The organism is Dyella sp. LX-66 (genome assembly GCF_018599165.1).
Taxonomy (GTDB): Bacteria; Pseudomonadota; Gammaproteobacteria; order Xanthomonadales; family Rhodanobacteraceae; genus Dyella_D; species Dyella_D marensis.
The window spans coordinates 1-12,337 of sequence record NZ_JAHFVJ010000012.1 but is presented as its reverse complement, the minus strand read 5'-3'; the positions used below and the strand labels follow the sequence as shown (position 1 = coordinate 12,337).

Here is a 12,337-nt window from a genome sequence, read left to right as displayed (position 1 = left end):
CGGTTCAGCAACTGCCCGGACAATGCGCGTTCCCTTTCGTTACGGACCCGCCATGAAGCCCGTTTCGCTCATCCAGTTCCTGATCGAGGAACGCCGCGCCGGCCGCATCAACGCCGAACTGTCCCTGCTGATCGAAGTGGTCGCCCGCGCCTGCAAGCGCATCTCGGTGGCCACCGGCAAGGGCGCCCTGGGCGGCGTGCTGGGCAATGCCGGCAGCGACAACGTGCAGGGCGAGGCGCAGAAGAAGCTGGACGTGATCTCCAACGAGATCCTGCTCGAAGCCAACGCCTGGGGCGGCCAGCTCGCCGCCTGCGCCTCGGAAGAGATGGAAGACCCGCAGCCGATCCCCGACATGTACCCGAAGGGCAACCATCTGCTGCTGTTCGATCCGCTGGATGGTTCGTCGAACATCGACATCAACGTGTCGGTCGGCACGATCTTCTCGATCCTGCGCTGCCCCGACGGCATCAGCGAACCCACCGCCGAGCACTTCCAGCAGCCCGGCACCGAGCAGCTGGCCGCCGGCTACGTGGTCTACGGCCCGGCCACGCTGATGGTGCTGACCTTCGGCCACGGCACCCACGAGTTCACCCTGGACCGCGAGGTGGGCAGCTTCACCCTGAGCCGCCGCGACATCCGCATCCCGGAAGAGACCGCGGAGTTCGCCATCAACATGTCCAACCAGCGCCACTGGGAAGCACCGATGCAGCGCTACGTCGGCGAGCTGCTGGCCGGCAAGGAAGGCCCGCGCGCGAAGGACTTCAACATGCGCTGGGTGGCCTCGATGGTGGCCGACGTGCACCGCATCGTGACCCGCGGCGGCGTGTTCTTCTATCCGCTGGACGCCAAGATCAAGGCCAAGGGCGGCAAGCTGCGCCTGATGTACGAGGCCAACCCGATGGCCTTCATCGTCGAGCAGGCCGGCGGCGCGGCCACCACCGGGCGCGAGCGCATCATGGAACTGCAGCCCACCGGCCTGCACCAGCGCGTGCCGGTGTTCCTCGGCTCGAAGAAAGAGATCGAGCTGGCCACGCACTACCACCGGGAAGCCGACGGCGCGCAAGGCTGAGGCGTCGCTTCAGCGGGCCGTCGCGCGACGGCCCGCCTCGCAAGGAAGGGGACATGCCGGGCGATTTCATCGAGGTCTTCCACGGCGCGCTGGCGCCGGAACACTGCGCCGCGCTGATCGAGCGCTTCGAGCACAGCGGCGACGCGGTGCCGGGCCAGGTCGGCGGCGGCGTGTATCCGGAACTCAAGCGCAGCCACGACATCACCATCAGCGGCCAGCCGCAGTGGCGCGATGCGGAAACGGCCTTGAACCTGGCCATGCTCGAAGGCCTGGTGGCCTATCTGCGGCGTTATCCGTACACGCTGATCGCGCCGCTGATGCTGCAGGTGCCGGACCCCGCCACCGGCGAACACCGCCGCCTGGGCGAGGCGGACGTGGCGGCCATGGACGACGCCGCGCTCGGCGCCCTGGCGCGGCAGGTGTTCGTGCCCGGCTCGATCAACCTGCAGCGCTACCGCGCCGGCAGCGGCGGCTATCCGTACTGGCATTGCGAGCTGTTTCCGCGCGATGCCACCGCGCAGACCCTGCACCGCCACCTGCTGTGGACGATCTACCTCAACGATGGCTTCGCCGAGGGCGAGACCGAATTCCTGCACCAGGACCGCAAGGTCGCGCCGCGCACCGGCAGCCTGCTGCTGGCGCCGGCCGCGTTCACCCATACCCATCGCGGCAATCGGCCGCGCGGCGGCGACAAGTACATCGCCACCAGCTGGGTGCTGTTCCAGCGCGCCGAAAAGCTATACGGCGGCTGAGCCGTCCCGGGCGGCGCCGCAGCCGCGCCGCGCGCCGCCCCGATCCGGCCTTACACTCGCCCGCCATCCGACCACTCGCCACCGATTCCATGCGCCGCCCCGCCCGCCTCGTCCTGCTGCTGTCCGCCCTCGCCCTCACCGCCTGCTTCGGCGGCAAGCCCAAGCCGACGCCGGCCCCGCCGCCCGCCGTGGTGCTGCCCAAGCTGCGCATCGGCCTGGCCTTAGGCGGCGGCGCGGCCAAGGGCTTTGCGCATATCGGCGTGATCAAGATGCTGGAAGCCAACGGCATCCATCCCGACGTGGTGGCCGGCACTAGCGCCGGCAGCGTGGTCGGCGCGCTGTACGCCAGCGGCATGGACCCGTTCCAGCTGCAGGAGCAGGCCTTCAACCTGGACGAGGCCAAGATCCGCGACATGCAGTTCTTCTCGCGCGGCCTGGTGCAGGGCCAGAAGCTGCAGGACTACGTGAACCAGCTGGTCGGCAACCGCCCGATCGAGAAGCTCAAACTGCCGTTCGCCGCCGTCTCCACCCAGCTGGAGGAAGGCCGCCGCACGGTCTTCGTGCGCGGCAATACCGGGCAGGCGGTGCGCGCTTCCAGCAGCATCCCCGGCGTGTTCGAGCCGGTGGAGATCAGCGGCAAGCATTACGTGGACGGCGGCGTGGTCAGCCCGGTGCCGGTGGACGCCACGCGCCAGCTCGGCGCGGACCTGGTGATCGCGGTGGATATCTCCAGCAAGGCCGACGGCTCCAATCCGCAGGGCATGCTCGGCGTGGTCGGCCAGTCGATCAGCATCATGGGCCAGAAGCTCGGCGAGCAGGAGCTGGCGCGCGCCGACGTGGTGATCCGCCCCAAGGTCAACCAGATCGGCGCCACCGATTTCGAGCAGAAGAACCAGGCCATCCTGGAAGGCGAGCGCGCCGCGATGGCGGCCATGCCGGCGATCAAGGCGAAGCTCGCCACGCTCGAAGCGGCGCGCAAGGCGCCGGCCGCGCCGGCGGTGGCGACGCACTGAGCCGGCGCCGTTCGCGGGGAGAGGGCCGCGGATTGTAACCAGCACGCCGGATCGCCGGCAGAGCCGGTAGCTGGGTAGTCCGGGCCGGGGTGGGCTGCTAGCTTGCGTGGCTTCCCCCAGCCCCGCCGAGAATCCCATGCGCCACGCGCTCCGTTGGCTTCCCACCGCCCTCGCCCTGGCGGTCTCGCCGCTGGCGTTCGCCGATCAGGCGGGCGTCGATCCGCGCATCGAGCACGTGCTCGCCGAGCTGGGCAGGACGCGGCCGATCCAGATGGTGCAGCTCTCGCCCGACGGCCAGCGGCTGGCCTGGGTGGTGCGCACCAAGGGCAAGCCGATGGTGGAAGTGGCCAAGGCCGACGGCAGCGATGCGCATCCGGTCACGTCGATCCAGCCGGGCAGTTGCAGCCAGAGCGATATCGCCTGGGCGCCGGACTCGCGGCACCTGGCGTTCTTCGCCGATTGCGGCAACAGCGACAAGCACAAGGACCTGTTCGTCGCCGACGCCGGCGATCCGAAGGGCCTGAAGAAACTGTCGGTGCTCAAGGGCCCGGCGCAGGACCTGAGCTGGGCGCCGGACGGCAAGGCGCTGGGCTTCCTCTATGTGGAAAACGGCACGCGCCGCTCCAGCGCGCTGGAAGCGGCCAAGCCGGCCGAGGGCGAGATCGGCGTGGATGGCGTCGAGGTGCAGCGCGTCGCCATGGTGGCCGCGGAGGGCGGCACGCCGCGCCTGCTCACGTCCGCCGGCAGCCATGTGTACGAGTTCTCGTGGTCGCCGGATGCGCAGCGCATCGCCTTCGTCGCCGCGCCGCCGCCGGGCGACAACAACTGGTGGATCGCCAAGCTGCTGGTGCAGGACGCGCAGCCCGGCGCCGCGGCTCACGTGGCGGTGGACCCCGCCGCCACGCGCGGCAGCCTGCACGGCCTGCAGCTGGCCCTGCCGACCTGGTCGCCGGACGGCCAGCGCATCGCCTTTATCGGCGGCCTGATGAGCGACCAGGGCGCCACCGGCGGCGATATCTACAGCGTGGCGGCCAGCGGCGGCGAACCCGTCAATCTCACGCCTGGCATTCACGTCACGCCCGTGTGGCTGGCCTGGAAGGACGCCGGGCACATGCTGGTCAGCCAGGTCGCCGGCGGACAGAGCCAGGTGGCGGACTACACGGTGACCGCTACCGCCGCGACGCAAGAGCGCGTGCTATTCACCCTGCCCGCCACGATTACCGATGGCAGCGCGTCCATGGCGCTCTCGCTGTCGAAGGACCAGGCGCGCCTCGCCTTCGTGCAGCATTCGTTCGACGCCGCGCCGGAAGTCCACGCCGGCCCGCTCGGGCAGACGCCGCCGCCCGCCGTCACGCACATCAATGCCGACAACAAGCCGACCTGGGGCAAGGCCGAGTCGGTGGAATGGGAGCACGACGGCCGCCGCATGCAGGGCTGGCTGATCTATCCGGCCGGCTACGACCCGGCCAAGACCTATCCGATGGTGGTGAACGTCCACGGCGGTCCGGCCAGCGCGCTGATCTCGCACTGGCCGCGGGTCGGCTACGGCGGCATCCCGTTCGGCGCGCTGGGCTATTTCGTGTTCCTGCCCAATCCGCGCGGCAGCTTCGGCCAGGGCGAGGCCTTCGTGCAGGCCAACCGCAAGGACTTCGGCTATGGCGACCTCAACGACACCCTGACCGGCATCGACGCCATCGAAAAACGCCTGCCGGTGGACGACAAGCGCCTGGGCCTGACCGGCTGGAGCTATGGCGGCTTCATGAGCATGTTCGCGCCCACCCAGACCCAGCGCTTCAAGGCCGTGGTGGCCGGCGCCGGCATCGGCAACTGGCAGAGCTACTACGGCCAGAACCTGATCGATCAGTGGATGCCGCCGTACTTCGGCGCCACCGTGTACGACGACCCCGCGGTGTACGCGAAGAGCTCGGCAGTCAACTACATCAAGAAGATCACCGCCCCCACCCTGGTGGTGGTCGGCGACCGCGACGCCGAATGCCCGGCCCCGCAGTCGCTGGAGTTCTGGCATGCCTTGCGTGCGCAGGGTGTGGCCACTTCATTGGTGATCTATCCGAACGAAGGGCACCACTTCGTGGATCCGGAACATCAGCGCGATGTGCTGCAGCGGGCCTTGCTGTGGTTCCAGAAGTATCTGCCGGCCGCGCCGTAAGAGTGGAAATCTATTCGTGAATCTATTCACGATCGCCAGATAAATTTTACTAAGTAATTGATATGAATAGGACTTGATTGAAAGTATCTATTCAAGTATCTATTCAAACATGGACGCCCAGGTCACCCTTTTTGAACAGCTGCTCGCCGCCCTGCGGCGAGCAGGCGTGACCTCGGCCCGCAGCCTGGGCGACACCCTCGGCGTCAGCCAGCCCACCGTCTCCCGCCTGCTCGCCCAGGCAGGGGACCAGGTGGTGCGGCTCGGCCAGGCACGGCGCTCGCGCTACGCCGCCACCCGGCAGGTGCGCGGACTGGGCAACCGCTGGCCGCTCTACCGGATCGACGCCCAGGGACAGGCCCGCGACCTCGGCGCATTGATCGCCCTGCACAACGACGGCTGCCTGCTGCAGACCGGCCAGCTGCCCACCTGGCTGCGCGGCGAATTCGGCGAGGGCCTGTTTCCCGGCCTGCCCTGGTTCCTGGACGACATGCGCCCGCAAGGCTTCCTCGGCCGCATGTTTGCGCGCACGCATGCAGCCGAGCTGGGCTTGAACGAGGACATCCTGCGCTGGAGCAATGACGACGTGCTGGCCGCCCTGCTCCTGCGCGGCGAGGACGGCCCCGGCCAGTTCGTGCTCGGCGAGCGGGCGCTGGAAAAGGCCTTGAGCGCAGCGTCCGCCGGCTTGCCGGTGGCAGAGCGCGGCATCCGCTACGCCGAGCTCGCCGAACGTGCCTTGTCCGGACCGCAGGCCGGCTCGTCGGCCGCGGGCGAACAACCGAAGTTCACCACCTGCGTCATCGATGCCGACGGCTCGCCGCGGCATGTGATCGTGAAGTTCTCCGAGCCTGTGCAGGGCAATCCGGTCGGCCGGCGCTGGGCGGATCTGCTGATCAGCGAACACCTGGCCGCGAATCTGCTGCACGAGCAACGCGTCGCCAGCGCGCGCACCGAGCTGGTGTGGTCCGGCGACAGGCTCTGCCTGGAGTCGACGCGCTTCGACCGCATCGGCGCGCACGGCCGGCGCGGCGTGGTGTCGCTGGCCGCATGGAGCGACGCCTACGACGGCGTGCGCGACAGCTGGCCCGACACGGCCAGCCGCATGCGGCGCGAAGGCTGGCTCGCCGAGGACGCCGTCGACGACGTCACGCGCCTGTGGTGGTTCGGACAGCTGATCGCCAACACCGACATGCACTACGGCAACCTGTCGTTCTTCCTCGACGACAGCTTGCCGCTCGCGCTGTGCCCGAGCTACGACATGCTGCCGATGCAGTACCGCCCCGGCGCCAGCGGCAACCTGCCCGCCGCGCCGCTGCAGGCGCGGCCGCCGCGGCCGGATGTGCTCGCATCATGGCAACTGGCCGCAGCCTGGGCAGCCGATTATTGGCAACGTGTCGGCGAGCATGCGCAGATCAGCGATGCCTTCCGCGATATCGCGGCAGCCAACCACGAGCAGGTCGAACTCGCGCGTCAACGCTTTGCCTGAAGCGCGAGCGTGCCGCGCCACCGCCACTGCAAGATCTTCCGGTAGGGTCTTTCTCCGCGCTGTCGTTTATATGGGAGACGAGGTCGCCACGCATACGCGCAGGCGGCCCGGCAACGACAGTTCATCGCGAGCATTTTTCCATCGGCACAGACAGCTGACCTGGACGTGGATCGTCCAGGCATGGGAGAGCTTTGCCCGAACGATCGCTGCGCCACATCACGGAACGAACAGGATGCGCCGGGCTACGAATGGCCTGGCAGGTGAGGCGTGCAGGGGGGCTTCGTGCCGGCACGCAGGACGGCGTTGCACGGCACTCTCAACTGGGAGAGTGATCGTATGCTCAGCAAGTCGTTATTCGTTTTTGCATTGACATCCACCCTCGCTGCCAACGTCTCGGCCGCCGACCTGATCGGCACCGCGCCGGTGACCGGCGCGCAGACCGCCAAGCGCCAGGCACTGGCGACCGTGCCCGTGGCGAAGGCCTTGATCGGCCAGCGCATCGACGACACGCGCCGCGTGACCTTGGCCGGCACCATGACGCCGGAAGCCAAGGCAACGGACGACAAGGGTGCGGCGCCCGCCACCTACGCCATGGATCATGTCCTGATCGTGCTCAAGCGCTCGCCCGAGCGCGCGGCGGCGCTGGACAAATACATGGCGGGGCTGAGCGATCGCTCCTCGCCGGTCTATCACGCCTGGCTGAGCGCGCAGGAGTACGGCGAATCCTTCGGCGCATCCGAGCAGGACATCCGCACGGTGTCGGGCTGGCTGGCCGGACAGGGATTGAAGATCAATGCGGTGCAGCCCAGCCGCATGGTGATCGATGTGAGCGGTACCGCCAGCCAGATCAGCAAGGCGTTCCATACCTCGATCCACTACTTCAAGGTAGGCGACAAACTGCACGTCGCCAACACCAGCGAACCGCAGGTGCCCGCGGCGCTGGCCGGTGCGATCAAAGGCATCGCCTCGCTCAACAGCTTCCCCGCCAAGCCGCTGCACACCGCGGCGCATGCGGTGAAGTTCGACAGCAACACGCATCAATGGCTGCGCGACGACAAAGTGCCGCCTTCGCTGGCACTGACGCCCGGCGGCGATAGTGCCATCGCGCGTCCGCAGTTCACGGTGACCACCAGCCAGCAGGAGTTCCTGGTCGGTCCGCAGGACTTCGCCACGATCTACAACATCAAGCCGCTGCGCCAGGGCACCGCGCCGCTGACCGGTGCGGGCCAGACCATCACCCTGGTGGGCGCCTCGGACATGATGCCGGCCGACTGGCTGAGCTTCCGCAAGCAGTTCGGGCTGTCCCAGTTCGGCGGCTCGCTGACCATCACCCAGCCCGGCGGCTGCGAGGACCCCGGCCTGAACGGCGCCGTGGACGAGTCGGCCATCGACGTGCAGTGGGCCAGCGCCACCGCCCCGGACGCCGACATCGTGCTGGCCACCTGCAACGACACCAATGCGACCAACGGCGTGCTGCTGGCCGCGCAAAACGTGGTCAACAGCGACACGCCCGCGCAGATCATCAGCATGAGCTACGGCACCTGCGCCGCCGACAACAGCTTCCCCACCGCCAGCCAGGCGTTCAACGAAGTGTGGAAGCAGGCAGCCGCGGAAGGCGCGTCGGTGTTCGTTTCCTCCGGCGACCAGTTGGCGGCGGTGTGCGATCGCGGCCAGACGGTGGCCAGCCAGGGCATCGCGGACAACGGCTGGGGCGATTCGCCGGACAATGTCTCGGTGGGCGGCACCGACTTCAGCGACTTCGCCGACGGCGCGGTGAGCAACTACTGGGGCCTGTCCAACGGCGCCGGCGGCAGCTCGGCACTGTCGTACGTGCCGGAAGTGCCCTGGAACAACACCTGCGCGAGCAGCGTGCTGGCCAAGTTCGAGGGATTCAAGAGCGGCCTGGACTTCTGCAACAGCACCAAGGGCGCCAAGTTCCTCAACGCCGCGGGCGGCGGCAGCGGCGGCCCCAGCAGCCTCAACGCCAAGCCTTCATGGCAGAAGGGCGTGGTCGGCATTCTCAAGAACACCACGCGCGATACGCCGGACGTCTCCTTGTTCTCGGCCAATGGCCTGTACACGCATGCGCTGCCGTTCTGCGATTCCGTGCAGGTGATCTTCGGCATCTTCGTCATTCCGCCGAAGGACCTCACCAAGTCGACCTGCTCCTACGGCAGCGGCGTGCAGGCCGCGGGCGGCACCTCGTTCGCATCGCCCGCGTTTGCCGGCATCCAGGCGCTGATCAACCAGAAGCTGGGCGAGGCGCAAGGCAACCCGAACCCGCGCCTGTACGAACTGGCCCGCACGCAGTTCAACGACGCCAAGACGCTGGCCAAGTGCGACTCCAATAACGGCAAGGACAGCGGCGTGCTGTGCATCTTCCACGATGTGACGCGCGGCGATATCGACACCGTGTGCAAGCCCGGTTCGCCCGATTGCTACACGGCCAACAAGAACCAGGCCTACGGCGTGCTGTCCACCTCAACCGCCAAGCTGCAGGTGGCCTATCCGACGACCAAGGGCTGGGACTACGCCACCGGCCTGGGCAGCGTGAACGTGTACAACCTGGTCAACGCGTGGTGATGCGATAGCACAACGCGGATGGCAGATGCGAAGCGCCGGGTCCTGATGGCCCGGCGCTTCGATGCGTTCCGGGGAGCGAACTAGAAAAGGTCGCCTTGCGCCGAAGGCTTGCGCGGCGGTATGAAGCGGGACGTGTCGAGCTGCAGTTCCCATGCGCGGCCGAAGCGATGCTTCCGGCACGCGACCTCGAAGCGCCTGCGCAGCAGATCGGCGAACACGCCCTGCCCGCGCATGCGCGTGGCGAAATCGCTGTCGTAGTCGCGGCCGCCGTTCATCTGCTGCACCAGGCTCATCACGTGTTCGGCACGTTGCGGCGCGTGCAGGGCCAGCCATTCGCGAAACAGCGTCTTCAATTCATGCGGCAGGCGCAGCACCGTGTAGCCGGCGCTGTTCGCGCCGGCGTCGGCGGCTTGTTCCAGCACCGCTTCCATGTCGCGGTCGTTGAGCGCGGGGATGATCGGCGCCACCAGCACGCCGACCGGAACGCCGGCGTCGGCCAGCGTGCGCACGGCCTTGATGCGGCGATGCGGAGCGCTAGCCCGCGGTTCCAGCCTGGAAGCGAGCTGGTTATCCAGCGAGTTGATCGAGATGAAGATCTGCACCAGGCCATCGCGCGCCATGGGGGCGAGCAGATCCAGGTCGCGCTCGATCATCGCGTTCTTGGTGACGATGGTGAACGGATGCCGGCATTCGGCCAGCACCTCCAGTGCGGCACGCGTGAGTTGCCGGTGCTTCTCGATCGGTTGATAGACGTCGGTGTTGCTGCCGATATTGATCGACCTGGGCACGTAACCGGGCTTGGCCAGTTCCGCGCGCAGCACGTCGGCGAAGTTGGTCTTTGCGCGCAGCTTGGTTTCGAAATCCAGTCCCGGCGACAGATTCAGATAGCTGTGCGAAGGCCGGGCGAAGCAATACACGCATCCGTGTTCGCAGCCGCGGTAGGGATTCATCGCCTGGTCGAAACCGATGTCCGGCGAATCGTTGCGGGTGATCACGCTGCGTGCGTGCTCTTCTGTCACGACGGTCTGCGGGCGCGGCTGATCTTCGACCAGCAGGGCGTGTTGCCAGCCGTCGTCCTCGGCGTGGCGGCGGATGGTTTCGAAGCGCCCCTGCGGATTGGACGCGGCACCACGGCCCTTGAGTGCGCGCAGCCAAGGATCCGACGGCATGGGATCGGACGGTGTGGGGTCGGAAGGGGTGGAATCGGACGGCGCGGCCATCCGCGTAGTGTGCGCCGCCAGCGTCTCGCTCGGCGCGACACATGCCCCGCTAGAAGAGCTCGCCCTGCGGCGACGGCGGCCGGGGCGGGACGAAACGGCTGGCATCCGTTGGCGGTAGCCGGCCGAAGCCCAACCGGGCATAAGCCTTGGCAAAGCGCTGCTCGATCAGCTGGGCGAACGGCCCCTCGCCGCGCATGCGCCTGCCGAAGGCGCTTTCGTAATCCTTGCCGCCGTGCATCTGGCGCATCAGGCTCATCACGTGCCCGGCGCGCTCCGGGTAATGCAGTTCCAGCCATTCGCGCCAGATCGTCTTCAGCTCGTGCGGCAGGCGCAGCAGCACGAAGCCGGCGGCCTGCGCGCCATGCTCCCTGGCCGCTTCCAGGATCGCTTCCATTTCGCGGTCGGTGATCATCGGAATTACCGGCGCCACCATCACGCCTACCGGCACACCGGCCTCATGCAGGGCCTTCATCGCGCGCAGCCGTGCATGCGGGGCGCTGGCGCGCGGTTCCATGCGCGAGGCCAGGCGGTTGTCCAGGGTGGTGACCGAGAAGTACACGTTCACGAGGCGCTCGCGCGCCATCGCGGCGAGCAGGTCGATGTCGCGTTCGATCAGCGCGTTCTTGGTGATGAAACCGACGGGGTGCCTGGTTTCCGCGAAGATCTCCAGGCACTGCCGCGTGATGCGGTACTTGCGCTCGATCGGCTGGTAGGCGTCGGTGTTGATGCCCAGCGCGATGGACGAACAGCGGTAGCCGGGCTTGGCCAGTTCCTTGCGCAGCAGTTCGGCGGCATTGGTCTTGGCGAACAGCTTGGTTTCGAAGTCCAGGCCAGGCGAGAGGTCCAGATAGGCGTGGGTGGGCCGCGCGAAGCAGTACACGCAGCAGCAATATCTAATTAGCGGCGACTGTACATTGTCCGAACAATTCTATCTATATCAGACCTTTAGCGCCAATTCGACACACCATTGGCCAGCGCGAGGCTGTAAGCGCCGTTATTGTGACTCGCGGGTGCGGTCAAGTCCTTAGGAATTTAACACTGGCCGCGCCGCACGCCGGATCTCAGCTACAACATGGCCCGTTAATCGACTGAGCCATGAATCTTCTTGCTTACCATCGGCTGGACCAAGTGCGATTAGCGGCAGTGGCTCAATATAGCCTCCAAGGCTCGTCATCAGTGACCCTAGAAGGTGCGCGGCTTTGTCGTTCTGATGCAGATTTCCACGCAGCACGCCGTAGAGCCCCGACGCGATGAGGTCTGCGGCCTGCACTCCCAGCACTTTTTTAGAGTCAACGAAGTCGAGATCTTCTCGCCAGATCTTCACTGCGTTCACCCTATCGTGATCAGGCTTCAAAGGGGGCAACCAATAGGGCTCTTCACCCTCCCAGCTGAATCGCTCAAACGCCGAATAATCTGCCTCTTTGAGCTGAATTAAGGCGTTCCTCATCGACATCGTCTGCATAAAAGCTGGCGCGATCGCCTCAAATGTAGCCTCGAAACGGTTACGTGTAAGGTTCTTTTGATCGAATCGCCATGAGAATGCACCGAGAGTTTCTGGAACTCTCTGGCTGAAATACAAGGTCGAAATCTTGACGACCTCCCAGGCCAGGTAGGTACGACAGAGCAGTTCAACATAGTTCTGGTCAGACAGCGCCATCATGCTATCCGCTAGCTCGCTGATCATTTTCTTACCCTGCTCGTGATTCATCTTTGGCACGTAGTCACGAATCTTCTTGGCCTGTAATCGTCGGTGATCTGCGACCTGCCTATTGAGCGATGAGTCAGTAGCTACCGCCACGGCGACTCCATTCAATGCCTTCAGCCGCTCCAAGAACTTCAAGTAAGCCCACTCCGGTGCGTCGCTTCGCTTCAACTCTCCTCCTAAAGGATTGCCCGCATCGTGGCGAAACCAAAGAATGGCTTTGGTACGCCCCCGCTTTCGTAGACGGTTAGCTGCTGGATTTTGAGTTAGCCGCCTCGAACATCATTGGCGCAAGGCCACCCAGATGTCCATGTCGGCGTTGTCGGTTGTAGAAAACCTCGATGTAAT

General features: G+C 66.4%; 8 protein-coding genes and 1 pseudogene. 6 read left to right on the top strand and 3 right to left on the bottom strand.

Going from position 1 to position 12,337, the window contains the following annotated elements; all coding sequences use genetic code 11:
• The first annotated feature begins 52 nt into the window (after nucleotides 1–52).
• The 6 genes from KK141_RS18895 (at nucleotide 53) to KK141_RS18870 (ending at nucleotide 9,067) form a co-directional block, all read left to right on the top strand.
• Nucleotides 53–1,069: a class 1 fructose-bisphosphatase gene (locus tag KK141_RS18895; RefSeq protein ID WP_214572662.1), complete on the top strand. Its 1,017-nt coding sequence runs from the start codon at nucleotides 53–55 to the stop codon at nucleotides 1,067–1,069.
• Nucleotides 1,070–1,122: 53 nt separating this feature from the next.
• Nucleotides 1,123–1,821 carry a 2OG-Fe(II) oxygenase gene (locus tag KK141_RS18890; protein WP_214572661.1) on the top strand — a complete coding sequence of 233 codons (699 nt, stop codon included), beginning with the start codon at nucleotides 1,123–1,125 and terminating at the stop codon, nucleotides 1,819–1,821.
• Between the two features lie 89 nt (nucleotides 1,822–1,910).
• A complete protein-coding gene (locus tag KK141_RS18885) occupies nucleotides 1,911–2,834 on the top strand; it encodes a patatin-like phospholipase family protein (RefSeq protein WP_214572660.1) in 924 nt (307 codons plus the stop codon).
• Nucleotides 2,835–2,970: 136 nt separating this feature from the next.
• A complete protein-coding gene (locus KK141_RS18880; RefSeq protein WP_214572659.1) occupies nucleotides 2,971–5,001 on the top strand; it encodes a S9 family peptidase in 2,031 nt (676 codons plus the stop codon).
• A gap of 109 nt (nucleotides 5,002–5,110) precedes the next feature.
• The gene (yjjJ, locus tag KK141_RS18875; protein ID WP_214572658.1) at nucleotides 5,111–6,484 is read left to right on the top strand and encodes a type II toxin-antitoxin system HipA family toxin YjjJ; all 1,374 of its coding nucleotides are present in this window, start codon (nucleotides 5,111–5,113) and stop codon (nucleotides 6,482–6,484) included.
• Nucleotides 6,485–6,820: 336 nt separating this feature from the next.
• Nucleotides 6,821–9,067 carry a S53 family peptidase gene (locus KK141_RS18870; protein WP_214572657.1) on the top strand — a complete coding sequence of 749 codons (2,247 nt, stop codon included), beginning with the start codon at nucleotides 6,821–6,823 and terminating at the stop codon, nucleotides 9,065–9,067.
• A gap of 80 nt (nucleotides 9,068–9,147) precedes the next feature.
• On the opposite strand, the gene KK141_RS18865 is transcribed toward KK141_RS18870, so the two are convergent.
• From KK141_RS18865 to KK141_RS18855, 3 genes and pseudogenes are all read right to left on the bottom strand, one after another.
• Nucleotides 9,148–10,236 (bottom strand): PA0069 family radical SAM protein, encoded by a 1,089-nt coding sequence (locus KK141_RS18865; protein WP_214572656.1) that lies wholly within the window; start codon nucleotides 10,234–10,236, stop codon nucleotides 9,148–9,150.
• A gap of 100 nt (nucleotides 10,237–10,336) precedes the next feature.
• Nucleotides 10,337–11,170, bottom strand: a pseudogene (locus tag KK141_RS18860) (PA0069 family radical SAM protein); the annotation flags it as partial.
• A 141-nt stretch (nucleotides 11,171–11,311) separates the two neighbouring features.
• Nucleotides 11,312–12,160, bottom strand: a complete 849-nt coding sequence (locus tag KK141_RS18855; protein WP_214572655.1) for a DUF3800 domain-containing protein — start codon at nucleotides 12,158–12,160, stop codon at nucleotides 11,312–11,314.
• Between the last annotated feature and the right edge of the window lie 177 nt (nucleotides 12,161–12,337).

Coding starts and splice junctions, on each gene's coding strand:
- KK141_RS18895 (WP_214572662.1), top strand. CDS start 53: ATGAAGCCCGTTTCGCTCATCCAGTTCCTGATCGAGGAACGCCGCGCC.
- KK141_RS18890 (WP_214572661.1), top strand. CDS start 1,123: ATGCCGGGCGATTTCATCGAGGTCTTCCACGGCGCGCTGGCGCCGGAA.
- KK141_RS18885 (WP_214572660.1), top strand. CDS start 1,911: ATGCGCCGCCCCGCCCGCCTCGTCCTGCTGCTGTCCGCCCTCGCCCTC.
- KK141_RS18880 (WP_214572659.1), top strand. CDS start 2,971: ATGCGCCACGCGCTCCGTTGGCTTCCCACCGCCCTCGCCCTGGCGGTC.
- yjjJ (WP_214572658.1), top strand. CDS start 5,111: ATGGACGCCCAGGTCACCCTTTTTGAACAGCTGCTCGCCGCCCTGCGG.
- KK141_RS18870 (WP_214572657.1), top strand. CDS start 6,821: ATGCTCAGCAAGTCGTTATTCGTTTTTGCATTGACATCCACCCTCGCT.
- KK141_RS18865 (WP_214572656.1), bottom strand. CDS start 10,236: ATGCCGTCGGATCCTTGGCTGCGCGCACTCAAGGGCCGTGGTGCCGCG.